Source organism: Fulvivirga lutimaris (genome assembly GCF_009711525.1).
In the GTDB taxonomy this organism is placed as follows: domain Bacteria; phylum Bacteroidota; class Bacteroidia; order Cytophagales; family Cyclobacteriaceae; genus Fulvivirga; species Fulvivirga lutimaris.
Map to the genome: position 1 here is coordinate 16,450 of NZ_SMLV01000435.1, position 19,561 is coordinate 36,010.

19 protein-coding genes are annotated in these 19,561 nt (G+C 39.5%); 2 read left to right on the forward strand and 17 right to left on the reverse strand.

The window, feature by feature from the left end; translation table 11 throughout:
- The 13 genes from ftsA to E1140_RS20415 form a co-directional block, all read right to left on the reverse strand.
- Window positions 1-1,305 (reverse strand): cell division protein FtsA, encoded by a 1,305-nt coding sequence (gene ftsA, locus E1140_RS20355; protein WP_155188496.1) that lies wholly within the window; start codon window positions 1,303-1,305, stop codon window positions 1-3.
- A gap of 175 nt (window positions 1,306-1,480) precedes the next feature.
- On the reverse strand, window positions 1,481-2,245 hold the full coding sequence (locus E1140_RS20360) for a cell division protein FtsQ/DivIB (protein WP_155188498.1): 765 nt from the start codon (window positions 2,243-2,245) through the stop codon (window positions 1,481-1,483).
- Window positions 2,238-3,632 carry a UDP-N-acetylmuramate--L-alanine ligase gene (gene murC, locus E1140_RS20365; RefSeq protein WP_155188500.1) on the reverse strand — a complete coding sequence of 465 codons (1,395 nt, stop codon included), beginning with the start codon at window positions 3,630-3,632 and terminating at the stop codon, window positions 2,238-2,240. Before murC ends, E1140_RS20360 begins: the two co-directional genes overlap by 8 nt.
- On the reverse strand, window positions 3,629-4,738 hold the full coding sequence (gene murG, locus E1140_RS20370) for an undecaprenyldiphospho-muramoylpentapeptide beta-N-acetylglucosaminyltransferase (RefSeq protein WP_155188502.1): 1,110 nt from the start codon (window positions 4,736-4,738) through the stop codon (window positions 3,629-3,631). The genes murC and murG overlap by 4 nt, the downstream gene beginning before the upstream one ends.
- The gene (locus tag E1140_RS20375) at window positions 4,739-5,899 is read right to left on the reverse strand and encodes an FtsW/RodA/SpoVE family cell cycle protein (RefSeq protein WP_155188504.1); all 1,161 of its coding nucleotides are present in this window, start codon (window positions 5,897-5,899) and stop codon (window positions 4,739-4,741) included.
- Window positions 5,896-7,254 (reverse strand): UDP-N-acetylmuramoyl-L-alanine--D-glutamate ligase, encoded by a 1,359-nt coding sequence (gene murD / locus E1140_RS20380; RefSeq protein WP_185153706.1) that lies wholly within the window; start codon window positions 7,252-7,254, stop codon window positions 5,896-5,898. The genes E1140_RS20375 and murD overlap by 4 nt, the downstream gene beginning before the upstream one ends.
- Window position 7,255: 1 nt before the next feature.
- Window positions 7,256-8,464, reverse strand: coding sequence for a phospho-N-acetylmuramoyl-pentapeptide-transferase (mraY, locus tag E1140_RS20385; RefSeq protein WP_155188506.1), 1,209 nt, complete (start codon window positions 8,462-8,464; stop codon window positions 7,256-7,258).
- A gap of 3 nt (window positions 8,465-8,467) precedes the next feature.
- A complete protein-coding gene (locus tag E1140_RS20390) occupies window positions 8,468-9,931 on the reverse strand; it encodes a UDP-N-acetylmuramoyl-L-alanyl-D-glutamate--2,6-diaminopimelate ligase (protein WP_155188508.1) in 1,464 nt (487 codons plus the stop codon).
- Complete coding sequence (locus E1140_RS20395) at window positions 9,931-12,021, reverse strand: penicillin-binding transpeptidase domain-containing protein (RefSeq protein WP_185153698.1); 2,091 nt, start codon at window positions 12,019-12,021, stop codon at window positions 9,931-9,933. The genes E1140_RS20390 and E1140_RS20395 overlap by 1 nt, the downstream gene beginning before the upstream one ends.
- Window positions 12,011-12,379, reverse strand: a complete 369-nt coding sequence (locus tag E1140_RS20400; protein ID WP_155188510.1) for an FtsL-like putative cell division protein — start codon at window positions 12,377-12,379, stop codon at window positions 12,011-12,013. The genes E1140_RS20395 and E1140_RS20400 overlap by 11 nt, the downstream gene beginning before the upstream one ends.
- A 2-nt stretch (window positions 12,380-12,381) precedes the next feature.
- Window positions 12,382-13,293: a 16S rRNA (cytosine(1402)-N(4))-methyltransferase RsmH gene (gene rsmH, locus E1140_RS20405; RefSeq protein WP_155188607.1), complete on the reverse strand. Its 912-nt coding sequence runs from the start codon at window positions 13,291-13,293 to the stop codon at window positions 12,382-12,384.
- Window position 13,294: 1 nt separating this feature from the next.
- The gene (mraZ, locus tag E1140_RS20410) at window positions 13,295-13,738 is read right to left on the reverse strand and encodes a division/cell wall cluster transcriptional repressor MraZ (RefSeq protein WP_155188512.1); all 444 of its coding nucleotides are present in this window, start codon (window positions 13,736-13,738) and stop codon (window positions 13,295-13,297) included.
- 190 nt (window positions 13,739-13,928) lie between these two features.
- Window positions 13,929-15,107 (reverse strand): CaiB/BaiF CoA transferase family protein, encoded by a 1,179-nt coding sequence (locus E1140_RS20415; protein WP_155188514.1) that lies wholly within the window; start codon window positions 15,105-15,107, stop codon window positions 13,929-13,931.
- Window positions 15,108-15,158: 51 nt separating this feature from the next.
- On the opposite strand from E1140_RS20415, the gene E1140_RS20420 reads away from it, so the two are divergent.
- Window positions 15,159-15,572 (forward strand): TonB-dependent receptor plug domain-containing protein, encoded by a 414-nt coding sequence (locus tag E1140_RS20420; protein ID WP_155188516.1) that lies wholly within the window; start codon window positions 15,159-15,161, stop codon window positions 15,570-15,572.
- Window positions 15,573-15,736: 164 nt separating this feature from the next.
- Entirely contained in the window at window positions 15,737-16,924 is a 1,188-nt protein-coding gene (gene mnmA, locus E1140_RS20425) for a tRNA 2-thiouridine(34) synthase MnmA (RefSeq protein ID WP_155188518.1), read from the forward strand.
- Window positions 16,925-16,943: 19 nt separating this feature from the next.
- Here the strand turns inward: mnmA and E1140_RS20430 are convergent, their stop codons facing one another.
- The 4 genes from E1140_RS20430 to E1140_RS20445 form a co-directional block, all read right to left on the reverse strand.
- A complete protein-coding gene (locus tag E1140_RS20430) occupies window positions 16,944-17,612 on the reverse strand; it encodes a zinc-ribbon domain-containing protein (RefSeq protein WP_155188520.1) in 669 nt (222 codons plus the stop codon).
- Between the two features lie 2 nt (window positions 17,613-17,614).
- Window positions 17,615-18,181 (reverse strand): DUF502 domain-containing protein, encoded by a 567-nt coding sequence (locus tag E1140_RS20435; protein ID WP_155188521.1) that lies wholly within the window; start codon window positions 18,179-18,181, stop codon window positions 17,615-17,617.
- Window positions 18,182-18,249: 68 nt separating this feature from the next.
- The gene (nqrE, locus tag E1140_RS20440) at window positions 18,250-18,861 is read right to left on the reverse strand and encodes an NADH:ubiquinone reductase (Na(+)-transporting) subunit E (RefSeq protein WP_155188523.1); all 612 of its coding nucleotides are present in this window, start codon (window positions 18,859-18,861) and stop codon (window positions 18,250-18,252) included.
- Between the two features lie 5 nt (window positions 18,862-18,866).
- Entirely contained in the window at window positions 18,867-19,541 is a 675-nt protein-coding gene (locus E1140_RS20445) for an NADH:ubiquinone reductase (Na(+)-transporting) subunit D (RefSeq protein ID WP_155188525.1), read from the reverse strand.
- Between the last annotated feature and the right edge of the window lie 20 nt (window positions 19,542-19,561).

Consider the following 19,561-nt stretch of genomic DNA (forward strand, 5'->3'; position numbering starts at 1 on the left):
CTAATAATCTTTGCCCCCATCGAGGTCATCGATTAATAATCCTTTGGTTTTGTTAAGTATTGATCTAAAAAAGTCTCCGCCTCCGGTTTCTTTTTTCTTTGCGGTAAGTTTACCGCCACCTTGCGCTGCCTTGTATCGGTCTTCTCTGTTATCAAGGGCTCTAAAGCCAGATAACACTAAGCCAACTGAGGTAGCATACATGGGGCTCTTAACACTGTCAACCTTGCTTTTACCAAGATGCTCGTTAGGATAACCAATTCTGGCATCCATGCCAGTCATATATTCTACCAATTGCTTCAGGCTGTTTAATTGAGAACCACCACCAGTGACTACAATGCCACCTGCCAATCTGTTCTCAAATCCTGAAGTGATTATTTCTGTATGCGCCAGTTCGATAATCTCTTCCATTCTTGCCTCTATGATGTTGGCAAGGTTTCTTACTGAGATCTCCTTTGGTGCTCTGTTTCTAATACCCGGTATAGACACAATCTCGTTAGGGCTAGCCTCTTCACCAATCGCTTTACCGAATTTAGTTTTTAGCAATTCAGCCTGATGCTGCATCACCATACAACCCTGCTTAATGTCAGAGGTGATGATGTTACCACCGAATGGTATTACAGCTGTATGTCTGATGATATTGTCATGGAAAATGGCGATATCTGTTGTACCACCCCCAATATCGATAAGACAAATACCGGCTTCTTTCTCCTCGTCACTAAGTACCGCTATGCTTGATGCCAAAGGCTCAAGAATCAGGTTCTCAATTTCAAGGCCTGCTCTACGCACGCATTTGTTAATGTTGTTGATCGCGTTAGTCTGTGCTGTGATCACGTGGAAGTCAGCTTCCAACTTCACCCCGCTCATCCCTACAGGATCTTTGATGCCATCTTCATAATCCACAGTGTAGTCTTGTGGCATTACGTGGATGATCTGGCTACCAGGAGGTATCACTATGCGATACATATCATTGGTAAGCCTGTTAATGTCTTCAATAGTAATTTCGTCATCATTGGAAGATCGGGTGATGCTTCCATGATGGATAGAGCTTTTAATATGCTGGCCTGCGATACCAACATTGACCACTCTGATATCGATACCAGATTGATCTTCAGCCTCCCGTACTGCTTTTTCGATAGCGTTTACCGTTTTGTCAATGTTGGTGACAATGCCGCGGATTACTCCGTCAGATTCGGCCTTGCCCATTCCCAAAACTTCAAGTTTGCCAAACTCGTTTTTCCTCCCCACAATTGCGCAAATTTTTGTGGTTCCGATATCGAGTCCGACTACGATTTTGTCATTTTCCATGGTTGTAAATTTATTTTTAGTGGTTGTTTATTCTTTTTTAGTATTTAGTAGTCAGATATGAGTATTTAGATATCAGTATTGAGCATTCAGAATTGAAAAAATCAATTCCCATTGTTACCCATACTTTTGCAACATCTCCAGTCTCTTGTCTAATATCTCTTGTCTGACGTCTCATTTATTCAGCGATTATCTGATCTTTATATTTCAAATTCACACGTTCATAAGTATTCCAGCCCTTTTGAGGAAGTATCTGCTTATAGAAAACCTTTAGCTTCTTAAACTTCGCTTCCAAATCATCTGGCTGTCCAAATTCTACAATCTGCTTTGTCACCTGTGGGTAGATCAAAACATTCATTTTCTTGTCAATATCTATTTGTGCTATCTGTGCTTTCCAGAACTTATCGCCATCTATAAACTTCAATAGCTCATATATTTTTTGGCCTTCCTCTGTAGCGGTCAAATCGCTTTTTACCAACTCTTTCATAAAGCTCCCGCTAAGGATGATCGTTCTCGAAGTGTACTTGCTTGATGGTGGCAAAACCACACCATCTGTCGAGATATAACCTCTGGGCACTGACGGCTCCACAATTCTTGCAAATGGCCTTCTTAGTTTTGCATTCACCAAAATATTGCCTTTCAGGTCTTTATAGATTTCAGCCTTTTGTAAGAATTTTTGTGTTCTTACACGCTCCTCTATTGTTTTTAGATTGATCTCTTCGAAGTCTTTTCCAATGATGATATCATCTCCATCATCAGTCATCAATGCGATAATGTCATTTTCATCGATAAAGAAATTGTCATACTGGTTGTCAAGCTTCACAACAATGTCTTTGCAGACTTCTGCTCCTTGTTTACGCTCGGCAAAGCTGATAACCGACAGAAGTACAACTGCTGCCGCTATTATTTTTACGCCTTTACCGATCCTGATTTTTTTAAGCATGATATTTTTCGGTTAAAAGGTTCTCAATAGGTTTTACTAGCTTGTCAATGTCTCCGGCACCAATTGTGGCTACCACTTCTAGCTGGTGCTCGCAAAGCATATCAAGGAGATCTTCCTTGCTGCACTTAGACTTCACCGTCTTTATGTCTTTAAAGACAATGTCAGAGGTCACACCTGGAATGGGCTCTTCTCTGGCAGGGTAGATATCCAAAAGGATAATCTCATCGGCCAGGCTCAGACTTTCAGCAAATTCTGCAGCAAAATCTCGGGTACGACTGTAAAGGTGTGGCTGGAAAATAGCCGTCACTTTTTTCTTTGGATACAATGCCTTCAATGATTTCAAGAAGGCCTCTATCTCTACCGGATGATGCGCATAGTCATCAACAAATACTACTTTTTCAGACCTGATAATAAACTCAAACCTGCGCTTTACACCTTTGTAGCTCTCGATACCAACGCGTATCTCCTCTACAGAAAGGCCAAGCTCTAATGCTACGGCTATTGCCACAGTAGCATTTTCAACATTATGAAAACCGGGGACGCCTAGCTTAAGCTTATTAATGCTGTTGATCTCGTCAGTGTAGTTGAATTCAAAAAAACCATTTCCCATGGTTATATTGCTGGCAAAAAATTGCCCCCGGTTTAATCCATATGTATTCACAGATTTGGTAAAATCTGTGGACACTAAATCTTTTGTTATTTTCTCGTTGATAAAAAGCTTTCCTGTGCTCTTAATCTTATCTATAAATGCTTTGAAAGAATGCTCTAAATGTGCTTTATCTCCATAAATGTCAAGATGATCAGCATCCGCAGAAGTGATTACTGCCAAATCTGGATTAAGCGTTAAGAAAGAGCGGTCGAACTCATCAGCCTCCACCACAGCCACAGTATTTGGTGTGAAAGCTTCATTGGCAATAAAGTTCGAGTTGTAATTAGTAGCAATACCTCCTAAAAATGCCGCAATATCACGACCTGCATGTTTCAGCAAGTGTGCTATCATGGAAGAGGTGGTAGTCTTACCGTGAGTACCAGCTACCGCTACTAATTTGAAATTATCTGAAATGACACCTAGCACCTCTGAGCGCTTCAGCATCTTATAGTTGTTTTCCTTAAAGAAATTGAGCTGCTTATGTCCTTGCGGAATAGCAGGAGTCATGATGACTAAAGTTTTGTCGCAATCAGTACTCACCTCATCACTTACCAGACTTATATCATCTTCAAAGTGAATAGCAATACCTTCATTGATCAAAGTATCTGTCAAAACTGTAGGTGTGCGATCATAGCCTGAAACAGCAAAACCATTGAGGTTAAACCACCGCGCTAAGGCACTCATGCCTATCCCTCCGATGCCTAGAAAATGGACGTTATGGTAATGTTTCAAATTCATTTGATCATTTCCATTAGTTGGTTCACAATTTCTACAGCGGCATTAGGCTTCGCCAGTGTTTTTATATTCTTAGATAGCACCTTCTGACGATCTTCATCCTTCAGGAGCTCTATTACTTCTGCAACCAGATTATCCTTGGCTCTGTTATCTGTCACCATTATGGCGGCATCAATAGCAGTCAATGCAGCAGCATTCTTGGTTTGATGATCTTCAGCCACATTAGGTGAGGGCACCAGCACCACAGGCTTGCCTACAATGCATAATTCTGAAATAGACAATGCGCCTGCTCTGGAGATTACTACATCTGCAGCCGCATAAGCCAAATCCATTTCCTTTATGAACTGTACTATCCTAATATTGGTAAGGTCATAAACCTTGGCTCTTGTTTTAATGTCTTCGTAATAGAACCTTCCGGTCTGCCAGATCACCTGATAGCCATTCTTAACTACCTTATCCAGCTCACCAAGCACACTATTGTTAATTGTACGGGCACCAAGGCTTCCACCCAACACTAATATTGTTTTCTTCTTTGGATCTAGTTTGAAATGCTCAAGACCTTCACTTCTTTTAGCACTGATATCCAAAATATCCTTTCTTACCGGGTTGCCTGTCATGCTTATGCTTGATGCAGGGAAGTATTTATCCATACCCTCATAAGCCACACATATGCGCTTGGCCTTTCTACCAAACTTCTTATTGGTCAAACCAGCATAACTGTTTTGTTCCTGAATTAATGAAGGTATATTTAGTGAGTTAGCCGCAAACATCATTGGTCCGCTTGCATAACCACCAAAGCCCAGCACTGCATCCGGCTTATAGGTTTTAACAATACGCTTAGCCACAAGGAAACTATAGATCACCTTAATAGGGAACAGCACATTGTCAAGCGTTATCCTACGTTGCAGTCCACTAATCCAAAGCCCTACAATCTTAAAGCCTGCTTCAGGCACCTTAGTCATTTCCATTTTGCCTTTGGCACCTACAAAAATGATTCGAGCATCCTCATACCGAGCCCTTATCTCATTGGCCACTGCCAATGCAGGATAGATGTGGCCTCCGGTTCCTCCGCCACTAATTATGAATCGATATGGTTTTGTATTACTCAATTAAGCTGCTTTAGCAATATTTCTTATTTCTCCTCCGGAATTCTCCCAGCTAGTGTCCGTTTCTCCACGGCTCACACTGATGATAATACCTATTGATAATCCTGTAAATAATAATGATGTACCTCCCATACTGATCAATGGTAGGGGTAGTCCTGTTATTGGCCCAAGTCCAACAACTACGCCCATGTTTACCATGGCCTGCAGTACAATGGCAAAACTTAACCCGGCTGATAGCAAGCCACCAAAAGCTCGCTCACTATTAGTCACTGCCTTCATACCTCGTGATAATAAAATCAGATAAAGCAGGAGCACTACTACACCACCGACCATTCCATACTCTTCAATAATGATGGCAAACACGAAATCTGAATATGGGTGCGGAAGGATGTTTCTTTGCTGGCTTTGTCCCGGACCTTTACCAAACACACCACCGGTAGCCACAGCTATACGGGCATGTTTTGCCTGGAATGGTAGTTCATCACCATTAATAAAACTCTCGATCCTGCTCTTGGCTGTTTCACCTCTTACTCCAAAAGTAAGCGCGGTGCCTCCGGCCAATATTCCAACAAACACAAGCATAGCCAGGTATTTAATTGGCACTCTGCCGATAAACATAATCAGCATGCAGGTTAAGAATAGCAGTATCGCTGAAGATAAGTTGGTCAGTGCAATCAATCCACAGATAACTCCGCACCAGATTAGGATCGGAATCAACGATTCTTTGAAATCAGCAATGTTTTGCTGACGTTTTGATAGCATACTTGCCAAGCTGGTGATCAGTGCTAAACTCGCCAGGTCTGACGGCTGGAACGATGCATTAATTACTGGCAATTGTATCCAACGCGAAGCATCATTAAGACTCACACCATTTGTGAATGTGTATATGAGCAATGGTACGCTTAGCCATAAAGCAAAACGTGATAGTTTTGAATAATATCTATAGTCTACCTTATGGGCTACCCACATAGCCAAAACACCAAGCCCAACCAGCAAAGTGTGCTTGATTAAGTAAGACTCAGGGTTGACCATTCTTTTGAATGCCAGAGTACCTGTTGCACTGTAAACCACTAATATGCTTATTAGCGAAAGTGCAAATATCACTGCCCAGATTACTGGATCACCTTTTAAGTTTTCATCTACCCAAGCTTTTACTTTAATCATTGTTCTAAAGCTTTAGATTCAAATTCATTTTTCAATTCAAGCACCGCTTGTCTAAACTGCTCACCACGATCTTCATAATTATTGAATAGATCGAAACTTGCACATGCCGGTGAAAGCAACACCACATCATGCATAGCAGCATAATTCAATGCCTCACGCACTGCAGTTTTCATGTTATCTGTTTCCAGCATATTGATAATCTGTCCATGAAAAGCATCTCTTAGTTTAGAATTATCCTTACCAAGACATACAAGCGCTTTTACTTTTTCATTGACAGACTCCATGATCAAATCATATTGATTGCCCTTGTCTATGCCTCCTGCTATCCAAACCAATGGATCTGAAAAGCTTTCCAATGCGTACTGCACAGCATCAACATTAGTGGCCTTTGAGTCATTAATAAATCTCACATCATTAATGGTAGCGATGTACTCCATACGATGTGGCGCATTCTTGAAAGTCTGAAGTGATGATTTGATACTTTCAACACTGATGCCAACCTCTAATGCAGCACTAACTGCTGCCATCATGTTAATTGCATTATGTCTGCCTAAAAGCACAGTGTCTTTCTGATCGATATGCACTTTATCAAAAAGATGCATCATCTGATCATCAAAATATGCAGCTGCAGATTCGTCCGTCAAAGAGATAGGTACGAAATTGGTATTGTATGCTCTTTCTTTGATCGCCTCTTTGATGAGCACATTATCCTGATAATAGATGAAGTAATCATCCTTACCCAAGTTTTGAGCTATTCTGAATTTCGAATCAACATAATTATTGATATCATAATCATACCTATCCATATGATCAGGAGTGATATTGAGCAAAATAGAAATATATGGACTCAAGAGATAGCAACCATCTAATTGGAAGCTGCTCATCTCTACTACGTAGTAATCAAATTCATCTTTAATTACTTGTTTAGCCAGACTTTGACCAACATTACCGGCTAAACCAACTTTAACTCCAGCCTCTTTGAGAAGATGATAAGTTAATAAAGTGGTAGTGGTCTTTCCATTGGTACCGGTGATAGCAATTAAACGCGCCTTTGTATAGCTAAAAGCGAACTCTATTTCATCAATAATTTTTACGCCCGCTGTTCTAAGCTCTTTTACAATTGGAGCCTTTTCAGGAATACCAGGACTTTTAATAACGAGCTGTGATTCTAGTATTTTTGACTTAGAATGCTTCTCTTCTTCATAGGAAATACCTTCAGCTATAAGTTCCTGCTTATACTTATCAGCAATTTTTCCATTATCAGAAACGAACACGGCATAGCCCTTAGCTTTTGCTAATAAAGCCGCCCCTGTTCCGCTTTCGCCTGCTCCTAATATGGTAATTAAGTGTCCTATTTTATCTAAGTTTTAATGTTGCCAAAGTCATAATCGCCAATAAGATGCCTACCATCCAGAATCTGGTGACAATCTTTGACTCGTGTATTTCCATTTTTTGATAGTGATGGTGCAAGGGTGACATTTTAAAAACCCTTCGTCCTTCACCGTATTTTCTTTTTGTGTACTTGAAGTAGCCTACCTGTATCATTACAGAAAGACTTTCTATCAAGAATATGCCACATAACAATGGCAGTAAAAGCTCTTTGCGTACAATTAAAGCAAGTACTGCTATGATGCCTCCAATTGTTAGACTACCGGTATCACCCATAAAAATCTGAGCTGGATAAGCATTGTACCATAAAAATCCGATGCAGGCTCCTACAAAAGCCGCACAGAAGATTACCACCTCACTTAAATTAGGGATGTGCAGAATATTCAGATATTCACTAAAATCGACACGGCCAGACAGGTAAGCCAAAATGGCTATGGTTAAACCAATAATGGCCGAAGTACCAGCTGCCAAACCATCGATTCCATCAGTGAGATTGGCACCATTAGATACAGCTGTTAATATAAATATGACTACAAATACATAAATGATCCATGTAGAGTCATGTGTTAAGAAAGGTATTACCTTATCATAGTCCAGTTCGTTGTCTTTTAGAAAAGGAACAGTAGTTTTTGTAGATTTTACATCCTCATACTCTCTTACCACTTCATTCTGGGCATTGATGGTCTCGTCTCCATATTCTCTAACCACTACATTCTGATTAAAGTAAAGTGTAAGACCAACAATGATTCCTATTGAAACCTGGCCAACAATTTTAAACTTGCCTGCAAGACCTTCCTTATTCTTTTTAAATACCTTGATATAGTCATCCATGAACCCGATTAAACCAAGTGCCAACGTGACACCAACCAAAAGAATTACATATACATTTTCTAGACGAGCAAAGAGTAGAACTGGAATCAAGATGGCACTGATAATGATAAGTCCACCCATGGTTGGCGTTCCTTTCTTAGCCATTTGACCTTCTAGTCCTAAGTCACGAATGCTTTCTCCGACCTGCTTCTTCTGTAAGAAGTCAATAAGTCTTTTGCCGATCAGAATTGTAATAACCAATGATAAAACAGCCGCCATACCAGCTCTGAACGAGATGTACTGAAACACACTCGCCCCTATCAGACTATATTGTTTTTCTAAATAATCGAATAGGTAGTATAGCATAAATTAATTCGCAAATAGGTTTAACATTCTTCCTAATACTTCTTTGTCATCAAAGGCATGTTTTACACCGTTGATTTCCTGATACTTCTCATGTCCTTTACCAGCCACAAGAATGATATCCTTTTCTTTTGCCAAAAGGCAGGCTGTCTTAATGGCCTCTTCGCGATCCATCAAAACCACAGTCTTTTTATAATCTGAGGGGCTTACACCCTGCTTCATATCATTTATGATTTGCTCAGGATCTTCATTTCTTGGATTATCCATTGTGAAGACCACCTTGTCGCTCAGCTTGCAAGCTATAGAAGCCATCAATGGTCTTTTTGCGGCATCTCTATTACCTCCACATCCAACAACAGTGATCACTTGCTCATTACCCGTTCTGAATTCAGCAATAGTTTCCAGAACATTTTTCAATGCATCGGGAGTATGTGCGTAGTCTACAATAGCTGTGATGTCAGAGTTGTTATCGACCTGCTCAAATCGACCTAAGGCTCCGTTTAATGATGAAAGTGCTGTTAGTACAGTATCAGAATCTTCACCAAGCAGCATGGCAGCTGCATAAACTGATAGAAGGTTGTAGGCATTAAAGTCTCCAATAAGCTTAAACCAAACATTCTTGTTATCAATCTCCAACTCCAAACCCTTAAGAGTATTTGAGACCAGCTTAGCTTTGAAGTCAGTCATACTTTTAAGCGAATAGGTCTTCTTCTCAGCCTTTGTATTTTGAAGCATAATCTGACCACGCTTGTCATCTTTATTAACCAAGGCAAAAGCATCACTGGTCAATCCATCAAAAAGTTTCTTCTTCGCGGCTATATAAGCATCAAAAGTTTTATGATAGTCTAAATGATCATGAGAGATGTTAGAGAATATCGCTCCAGTAAAAGTTACCCCTGCAATTCTGTGCTGCTCAATGGCATGTGAGCTTACTTCCATAAAGCAATACTCACAACCCTTATCAACCATATTGGCCAAAAGCTCATTAAGTCTTAAAGCATCGGGCGTAGTATGCATTGAAGGCAAAACTTCGCCATCAATTCTATTATCAATAGTAGATAATAGCCCGGCAGCATAACCAAGTTTTTGAAACAGATTAAAAAGCAATGTGGCAACGGTGGTCTTACCGTTGGTTCCTGTAACACCTACAAGTTTTAGCTTGGCACTTGGGTTTCCATAAAAGTTAGAAGAAACAATACCCAATGCTTCCGCACTGTTTTTAACAGCTACATAAGTAACATCCTCATTGACTTGTTCAGGTAGGGTTTGGCAAACTATTGCTACAGCACCTGATTTAATAGCGCTAGCGATATATTCATGCCCATCAACCTGAGTGCCTTTAACCGCCACGAATAGCGATCCCTTTTTAACTTCTCTTGAATCAAAGCTAATCTGAGTAATTTGGCGCGTCATATCACCGCTGGCGGATACCAGTGAAACCTTGTATAGTATATCTCTTAACTCCGCCATCAGCTCAACTTGATTGATATTTGATTACCATTAGAAACCTTTGTTCCTGGAATTTTAGATTGCTCAACTACACGACCTTTACCAGAAACATTGACTTTTAAACCTGTGCTCTCTAATAAATAAAGCGCATCACGCAGGGTCATACCCTTTACATTCGGGACAAGGTTTTCAATTACTTTATTTTCTTTCCACTTTACAGAATTGCCATAGCGCTCTGTAACAACCCATTCTTTTTCTGTCGCACTGTGATTTGACACACCTAATTCATTGCATAAGAATTGCAGTTCGTCCTGCTTTCCTGATTGGATAAGGGGAAAAATTCCAGCCTCAGCAGTAAACTCTTTTGGAAGTGGGTCATGCATATCTATATCTCTTGAATAGATATTATCAGCAATCTCTTTGAACACTGGAGCAGCCACATTACTACCATATTGGCGCCATCCTTTAGGGTTTTTGATCAATACAATAGCGCTGTATTTTGGTTGCTCTGCTGGGAAATAGCCCGCAAATGAAGTGATATACTTTTTAGTATACCTTCCCTTTTCTAATATCTGAGCGGTACCGGTCTTACCCGCTATTTTGTAGTGGCTATTCTTGATGTTAGCTGCCGTACCACGTTCAACAACACCTTCAAGCATAATCCTCAGCTTAATCAAGGTTTCATCAGAGCAAATTTTATCATTAAGCACAGTGGGTTTGATATTCTCAACTACCTTGTCGGCCCTTCTTATTTTTTTAACAAATACTGGCCTGATCATTTTGCCATTATTAGCCACAGCATTATATAAAGCCAATGTCTGTAGAGGTGTTAACTCAAGACCATAACCATAAGCCATCCATGGCAAAGTAATACCACTCCAGTCTTTATCCGTTGGTCGTTTTATGATAGGAATACCCTCTCCCTTAATCTGAACACCAAGTGGCTGAGATAAACCTAGCTTATCAATCTGCTCTACAAATTTTGATGGCTGCTTCCCAAAATATTTATCTACCAATTTGGCCATGGCCACATTAGAAGATACTTCAAAAGCCTCCTTTACAGTGATAGTTCCATAACCACCTTCCTCATGATCACGAACTATACTTTTGTAGAATTTCTGAACACCGTTTCCAGTGTTGATGGTATCGCTTAGTTTAATGCCTGTATTTTCTAAAAGCGCTATCATAGTAGCCAACTTAAAAGTTGAGCCTGGCTCTCTTAATCCCCCAACTGCATAGTTATAGCGCTCATAGTAATTGCCTTTGCTGTTCCTGCTTAGATTTGAAATGGCCTTTATTTCACCAGTAGCTACCTCCATAACTGCTACCACACCATAATCAGCTTCATGATATTCTAATGCTCTTAATAATGCAGTTTCGCTTACATCCTGAAGGTTGATATCTATTGTAGTTTCAATATCAAGACCCTGCTCCGTTTTAACCTCAGTACCATCAAAAACAGGCTTCCAGCTACCTCCGGCTATTCTTTGGTAAAGCGCTTCACCATCCTGACCGGCTAATTCATCATTAAAACTATATTCAAGACCTGCCCCACGCTCGTTTTCATTGATAAATCCGATGGTTCTTAAGCTCAGGTTGGAGAATGGTCTGAATCTTTTATCCACTTTCTCGAAAATGATTCCACCTCTTAACCTTCCTGCCCTGAAAATTGGCCAGTCCTCTAAATTCTTTTTATCCTGATACCCGATAGTTGTTGAACTCAAAGGTGTGTATTGGCGATTGGCCTCACGTGCATTTCTTAGCATCCTTTTGTAAGCTTCGGCACTTTGATCTTTAAAAAACCTTGAAAGTCTGTAGGCTAGAGAGTCTATACCACTATTAAAAAGCTCATCAGAAGCAATGGTTGCATCAAATGCTACTTTATAAAAAGGCAGTGATGTAGCCAATAGGCTGCCGTTATCGCTGTAGATATTACCACGCGTAGCTTTGACAGGTCTGTACTGAAAACTCATCTGATCAGACACCTCTTTCCACTTCTCCCCCTCAAAAAACTGAATGCGGCCCACTTTTATGGCAACCGCAGCAGCAAAGACGAAGACAAGCAAAAATGCTATCCGTACCCTGAGTAATATGGACTTCTTAATGTTCACTATTAATCACTATTTTTTCGGGTGGTCTTAGACTTTCTGTAATTCCCTTTCGGGCAATATTTTTAGCAACCTCAGATTGCTTTCCAGCAAACATGTAGTCGGCCTTGAGTGTGGTATAGTCTGCTCTTAGATCTTCAACTTCTTTCTCCAACGTGTCTATTTTGCGTACATTCTTTTCAGCATAATGACTGTTACCGATGTAAAACAATCCGACAAAAGCTACGAATAAGATATAAGGCACAAACCTGACCGGTATACCGCTTTTAAAAGCAGCATCCAGCTTTAGAAGGTTCTCTAACTTAGAAAATACACTCCTTCCTTTTTGTTCCTTCTTTATTCTAAATGTGTTTGTCGACATCTCTATATTTTCTCGGCTATTCTCAGCTTAGCGCTTCTAGCTCGGTTATTTATCTTCAATTCTTCTTCTGAAGCCTCTACTGGCTTTCTTGTTATAGCATTAAAAGGCTTAAGCACATTTCCATAAAAATCCTTTTCCAGCTCTCCTTGTACCTTCCCTTTAGCGATGTAATTTTTTACCATTCGGTCTTCAAGAGAGTGATAAGACATAACTACCAGTCTTCCTCCAACTTTCAAGACCTCTTCACTTTGAACCAGTACTTCTTCCAAAGCCTTTAGCTCTTCATTTACCTCAATCCTAATGGCTTGAAAAACCTGTGCGTAATACCTATTCTCTTTGCCTCTTTTGGCAAACCGGCTTAAAATCTTTTTAAGATCTTCAACCGTCTTAATTTCTTTATTTATCCTCTCTGCTGCTATGGCAGCAGCTAACGTCTTTGCGTTTCTCACTTCACCATACATTCCCAAAAGTTTGTGAAGTGCATCGGTGCTATAAGTATTTACAACTGTCTTTGCGGTCACATCAGCAGATTGATCCATTCTCATATCGAGCTCCGCATCAAATCGAGTAGAAAAACCTCGTTCACCATCATCAATCTGATGTGATGATATTCCCAAGTCACCTAAAATGCCATCTACCTGCTTCACCCCATAAGCTTTGAGGTATCGCTTCAAATACCTGAAGTTTCCCTCTATCAAAGTGAATTTGTTAGAGTCCAGACTCTCGGCATTCTTAACAGCATCCTGATCTTGATCAAAACCATACAAATGGCCGCCATCAAGGTGCTTAAGGATTTCCTTAGAATGACCCCCGCCACCGAATGTCAAGTCTACATATAGCCCGTTTGGCTTTATGTTTAGGCCTTCAATGCACTCTTGAAGCATAACCGGCTGATGATATTCATAGTCAGCCATTTCATTCATCTAAGTACTTCTGAGCCAATTTTGAGAATTCATCCGGATCTTCAATCAAATGATTATTGTATTGCTCCGGATTCCATATTTCCACTTTATTACCCATTCCAACGACTATGGCATCTTTCTCAAGATGAGCATAACCCATCATCAATTTTGGTATGAGTAAACGGCCTGCGTTATCCAGCTCTACTGTAGAACTACCTCTAAAGAAGTTCCTTTGCAGTTTTCTGTATTCTTCATTGAATTCGCTTAGGCCAGCAATTTTAGAATAGATTTTTTTATACTCAATCATTGGATAGAGTATTAGACATGGCTCGAAACCCCTGCGCACAACAAGCTCATTACCAGATGTTTCTGGTAAGCTCGCTTTGATTTTTGCTGGCAAGGCAAGCCTGCCTTTAGCATCAATCTTGCATTCGTACTCACTGGTGAAAAATGCCATTATCGCTTATATGCTACTGTTCTAATAAACAAACATATAAAAATATTTGACATTTTCCACCACTTTCCACCACTTTACTCCACTTTTTAACATTTTCTTACATAATTATTACACAAGAGCAAAAAACTAGTGTATGTCAGCCAAAGCGCTGAAATGATAAAAAATACAAAGTGTTAAGAGTGATTGTTACTTAGAGGTCCAAAATGCCATTTTTAGCCATTTTAGCTATATCAGCAGCGGAAATTCCCAAAGTATTCTCCAGAATTTCTGTGGTATGCTCCCCATATTTTGGTGGTGGGGGAATGTGGGAGGGTTTTGATCCCTTTTCGACATAAGTGCGAATACCTTCTAATTTCCCCCCTTTAAAGAGGCCTAAGTCCTTCGCATAGGCATCAATTGCATCCGACACCCCGTTAACCAAGCCCACCGGCACTTTTCGGATATTAAGCAAATCAATTAATTCCTGAGCATTATATTTTCCAATCTCTGTGGTCAAAAGACTGTTTAAAGATTTCCTATTTTCCACTCTACCTGAATTCTCTGAGTATTGAGGGTTGCTAGGAAGGTTAAGCACCTCGCATAGGGCCTTGAATTGTTTATTATTACCCACGGCAAGCATAATTCTCCTATCGTCAGCTGTAACATACGTCTCACCATACGGGGCGATGTTTGGATGGGCAGAGCCTTGCTTTTTGGGCTCATTCCCCACCTTTAGAAAATTAGAAGCCTGATTGGCAAGTGAAGCGATTCCCGCGTCAATCAGTGACACCTCAACCTTGCTCCCCTCACCAGTCTGTAGCATCTTTATATACGACAATAATATAGCCTCCTTTAACTGATGACCTGCTAGAATATCTATAAGTGCCACAGGCATTTTCAAAGGCTCAGAGTCAGGCTCACCATTAATCATCATAAAACCAGCTTCGGCCTGAATGATGGCATCATACCCCACCTTATCAACATCAGAACCGTAGCCTGTAATTTGGCCATAAATAATCTTGGAGTTATGCAGCTTCAATGATTTGTAATCAACACCAAACTTCACATCATCGCCAGGCTTATAACTAGTAATTACAATGTCAGCCTTTTCAACTAATGAATATAAAATGTTCAGCCCTTCCGGCTTAGAGATGTCAATGGCAATAGATTTTTTACCCCAATTTATACATGAAAAATAGGCTGAATTATCAACTTTATTTTCACCTTGAATCCGCCATGATCTGGTTACATCTCCTTTGGTAGTTGGGTTTTCTACTTTTACAACCTCCGCTCCTAGCTCAGCAAAAAATTGTCCAACACTTGGTCCAGCCAGTACAGATGCCAGCTCAAGCACCATTAAATCTTTAAATAACTGATTTAATTGACTCATATCACAAGGCCTATTTCATTAAAATCTGATGCAAATTTGTTATATTCAAGTATGAAAACGGCTAAAATACTATTCTTTATTCTTTTGTTTGGATGCGGCTCAGCAAATAAGCAGACTTCCTCTGTTCAAGTTCAGCAGGATGTAGTTTCTAATGAAGTTGCCCCGGGTGACAATAGTACTTCACTTGCTGATTATCTTAAAAGAATTCCAGGTGTTCAAATTCAAGGTCGTGGTCCGGACGTTCAAGTTTTAATTAGAGGAAACAATACCTTCTCTGAAAATCGCGAACCACTTTTCATCATTAATGGTCTTCGAGTAGGCACAACATATCAATCCGCATCACAACTTGTAGATGTCGCAGACATAGCCAACGTTAGAGTTTTAAAATCAGGATCTGAAACTGCACGTTATGGCATGCAGGGTAATAATGGAGTTATCATTATTACAACCAAAAAAAAATCTTGACATTCACACTTCCTGCTGGCACTTAGTTGGTTGCCCAAAATTTATTAGGCTTTATCGCATAATATAATTCAGCGAAACAACTTCAAAAATCTTCTTAACAAATGAACGATTTTGACCTTTAAAGCCTTTAAGCATTTATATCAAATAGTATTAACTTTGCGATAATGAAAAGAGTGGTGATAGGAATGTCAGGAGGAGTAGACTCCAGTGTAGCAGCATACTTGCTTAAAGAGCAGGGTTATGAAGTTATTGGTATGTTTATGAAGAACTGGCATGATGACTCAGTAACAATTAGCAAGGAATGTCCTTGGCTTGAGGATTCTAATGATGCCATGATAGTAGCCCAAAATCTGAGTATACCTTTTCAAGCTATAGATTTAAGCAAAGATTACAAGGAGCGCATTGTCGACTATATGTTCGATGAATACCAAAAGGGAAGAACTCCTAACCCTGATGTGCTTTGCAACAGGGAAATAAAGTTTGATATTTTTCTTAAAGCCGCTATTAAGCTCAAGGCCGATTATATTGCTACAGGACATTACTGCAGAAAATCTGAAGAAGTGATTGATGGTGAAACAACCTACAAGCTTCTAGCTGGCAAAGACAACAATAAAGATCAAAGCTACTTTCTGTGTCAATTAACGCAAGATCAACTGTCAAAGGCATTATTCCCTATTGGTGAATTAACCAAGCCTGAAGTACGCGAAATAGCTAAAGAAATTGGATTAATAACTGCTGATAAAAAGGATAGTCAAGGTCTGTGTTTTATCGGTAAGGTTCGCCTACCCGAGTTCTTGCAACAAAAGCTCGAGCCAAAAAGAGGCAAAGTGATCGAGGTGCCTGCAAATGCACCGTTATATCAGGAGCAAGTATTAGCTGGAGATAATGCTCAGCACGATCTTGCTGAAATGACTAAAAGCATTACTTACTCAGAAGACGATGGCACAGTGGTTGGAGAACATGCAGGGGCTCATTACTTTACTATTGGTCAGCGAAAAGGGCTGAATATTGGTGGTACTCCTGAACCATTATTTATAATAAATACAGATACTACTAACAATATTATATATACAGGACAGGGCGAAAATCATCCAGGTCTTTATAAGAAAGGTCTATTAATAAACACAGATGACATCCATTGGGTAAGACCTGATTTGGAAATGCCAATTGGCTCAAGTAAAGATTACTTAGTAAGAATCAGGTATAGACAACCATTAGAAAAAGCTACCCTATTTAGAGAGGCAAACGGGCTCTATATCATCTTTGATAATCCTCAAAAAGCCATTGCTCCTGGGCAATTTGCCGTATGGTATCAGGATGACGAGTTAATTGGATCTGGGGTTATTAGTTAATTAACCGCAGATCCAATCCTTACATAGACATGCTGTCGAGTTGGTAATTGATGGTTCTATTAAATCCAGAACTTTCTGAATAGTCCCTGACAATATCTACTATTTCTTTTTTTGCCTTCATTTCATTCACAAGTTCTCTATCGAGACCATAGTACACATCATAAAAGCCATCTTCAGCATCAAGTTTTTTCACTTTACCGTTGTAAGAAAAAGAGCTGTATGAAACAAAAAGACTGTCCTCAGTAACGTCAACAACCTTCCATAAATAGTATTTATACTCTGTAGGTTCAGTTTCGTCTTTCAATGTGTAAACATCACCTATGTTAGGATTTTCAAAAAAATCTGCAGTTTGCTTCTGCTTTACTCCACCAGCATAAGTTAAATAAGCCGCCAGAAGAGCTATTATCGCCAGTCCTGAAAACAAATATTTAGGCGTTGGCACAGATGACTTAAGCGCAGAAATGACATCCTTCTTATCCACAGGCATCTGCTTTTCTTCAGTAGCCTTTTGACAATGCGAGCAGTGCATTATCGCGCGTTTTTTATAAGGAAATAGTGGAATCCAAAAAATATGCGCGTAGCTTGAATAAATAAGTAATTCCGTTTGCCGCTCATTGCAATTATCGCAAACCTGATTTTCTAATGGCGCTTGTTTAAGCAGTTTACTGTTAGTTCCGTAAATAATCATATCTATTTTTCATCTAAACCTGAAACTCCTCCCGATACAACAAATTTCATTGCTGCGGTTGAGCTCATATTTAAAGGTGTTATAAATTTCTTATCTACCAAAAATTGGTTGCCGGACCACGCGTAAGAATGTGGCATATAAACAGAAATATAGCCATCTAAATCAATTGTTTTTAGTGATTCATTAGTAACGAACCCTAGCTTCAACAACCTTCTATTCTCATCCATTGCCACGAGAACAGGCTTGTTAAATTTTTTCTGATCACCTACAAAAGCCCCAATCAAATCCTTAAGCGAACTGTAAATGATATTAACAAGAGGGATTTTTATAAGATATTTTTCAAAGTACTCAAAAAACGGCCTAGTAATAAAAAATGACACTAAAAAGCCAAGGAAAGTAACTGCAGATACTATAAGTATAAATCCAAGGCCAGGAATATCTACAGGTATCAAACCATCTATCCAGTCAAGGCTCTGGAAAATAACATAAACGGTTAATGCTAAAGGCACTACAAACAAAAGGCCTCGTAAGAAGTAAGTTATTACTCTATTGAAAGTGAATTTTGACATAACTACAGAATATTATCCATAAAAAAAGGGCTTCAAATGAAGCCCTCTAAATTACTTTATAATCTCAATCAAATTGCGATACCAATAAATGATTTGAAGGCTATACCCATCAAGCCTGTAATAAGCATTGTTATTCCAAGTCCTTTCAAACCATCGGGTACATTTGAATATTTAAGTTTCTCACGGATAGCCGCCAGTGCAACAATTGCCAATAACCAACCAATTCCTGATCCAAATCCGAATACAGTAGCTTCTGCCAACGTGTAATCTCTTTGCACCATGAACAATGATCCTCCTAAGATTGAGCAGTTTACAGCTATAAGTGGCAAAAAGATACCTAATGACCCGTATAATGCAGGTGACATCTTCTCAACGATCATCTCAACCAATTGCACCATACCGGCAATGATAGCAATGAACATGATGAATTGAAGAAACTCTAAGTTAACATCTGCAAACCCAGCTCCTAACCATGTTAGAGCACCTTCTTTAAGCACGTACTCCTGAATTAACCAGTTGATAGGCACTGTTAAACTTAATACAAATATAACTGCTGCTCCAAGACCAATGGCCGTACTAACCTTTTTTGAAACTGCAAGAAAAGAACACATGCCCAAGAAATAGGCAAAAATCATGTTCTCAATAAATATCGATTTTATTCCTAAGCTTACTAACTCCATAATTCCTAATGTTCTACGTAACCAGTTTTAGATCTCTGAACCCAAATGATAATTCCTAATATCATAAATGCTCCAATAGAATCAACCATTAAACCATTTGTTACAAAACTATCTAAACCAATAGCTTCAAATACTTTAAAATCAAAGACAGACCCTGAACCGAACAACTCTCTAAAGAAAGCTACAGCTAATATGATCCATGCATAGCCAAAACCACTACCCAATCCATCCAATATAGAATCATAAGGCTTGTTTCCCATTGCAAATGCTTCCAATCGTCCCATCACAATACAGTTAGTGATGATCAAACCAACGAATGCTCCAAGCACCTTATACATGTCATAGCTATAAGCCTTTAGCACTTCACTAACTAGTGTTACCAAAGTCGCCACAACAGCAAGCTGAACAATAATTCTTACCCTACTTGGAATGATGTTTCTCATCAACGAAATGATAACGTTAGAGAAAACTATCACAAAAACCACGGCAATTGACATGATTAATGTAGGCTCCATTTTAACAGTAACAGCTAAAGCTGAACAAATTCCCAAAACCTGAATGGTAATAGGGTTATCCTCATTTAATGGATCTGTTACAAGTCTTTTACGTCTCTTAGAAAACAGCTCTTCCGTTGGGACTTTTACTGCTTCTTTTGGTTGTTCTAATGTTTCAGTACTCATTTTTACGCATTAAAGCTTAA

Bases quoted from the DNA above. Each gene is read 5' to 3' on its own strand.
- E1140_RS20445 (WP_155188525.1), bottom strand. From the start codon at position 19,541: ATGAGTACTGAAACATTAGAACAACCAAAAGAAGCAGTAAAAGTCCCA.
- E1140_RS20420 (WP_155188516.1), top strand. From the start codon at position 15,159: ATGAAAACGGCTAAAATACTATTCTTTATTCTTTTGTTTGGATGCGGC.
- ftsA (WP_155188496.1), bottom strand. From the start codon at position 1,305: ATGGAAAATGACAAAATCGTAGTCGGACTCGATATCGGAACCACAAAA.
- E1140_RS20415 (WP_155188514.1), bottom strand. From the start codon at position 15,107: ATGAGTCAATTAAATCAGTTATTTAAAGATTTAATGGTGCTTGAGCTG.
- E1140_RS20360 (WP_155188498.1), bottom strand. From the start codon at position 2,245: ATGCTTAAAAAAATCAGGATCGGTAAAGGCGTAAAAATAATAGCGGCA.
- nqrE (WP_155188523.1), bottom strand. From the start codon at position 18,861: ATGGAGTTAGTAAGCTTAGGAATAAAATCGATATTTATTGAGAACATG.
- E1140_RS20400 (WP_155188510.1), bottom strand. From the start codon at position 12,379: ATGTCGACAAACACATTTAGAATAAAGAAGGAACAAAAAGGAAGGAGT.
- E1140_RS20430 (WP_155188520.1), bottom strand. From the start codon at position 17,612: ATGATTATTTACGGAACTAACAGTAAACTGCTTAAACAAGCGCCATTA.
- rsmH (WP_155188607.1), bottom strand. From the start codon at position 13,293: ATGGCTGACTATGAATATCATCAGCCGGTTATGCTTCAAGAGTGCATT.
- E1140_RS20375 (WP_155188504.1), bottom strand. From the start codon at position 5,899: ATGATTAAAGTAAAAGCTTGGGTAGATGAAAACTTAAAAGGTGATCCA.
- E1140_RS20390 (WP_155188508.1), bottom strand. From the start codon at position 9,931: ATGGCGGAGTTAAGAGATATACTATACAAGGTTTCACTGGTATCCGCC.
- murC (WP_155188500.1), bottom strand. From the start codon at position 3,632: ATGAATTTGAAACATTACCATAACGTCCATTTTCTAGGCATCGGAGGG.
- mraZ (WP_155188512.1), bottom strand. From the start codon at position 13,738: ATGGCATTTTTCACCAGTGAGTACGAATGCAAGATTGATGCTAAAGGC.
- E1140_RS20435 (WP_155188521.1), bottom strand. From the start codon at position 18,181: ATGTCAAAATTCACTTTCAATAGAGTAATAACTTACTTCTTACGAGGC.
- mnmA (WP_155188518.1), top strand. From the start codon at position 15,737: ATGAAAAGAGTGGTGATAGGAATGTCAGGAGGAGTAGACTCCAGTGTA.
- mraY (WP_155188506.1), bottom strand. From the start codon at position 8,464: ATGCTATACTACCTATTCGATTATTTAGAAAAACAATATAGTCTGATA.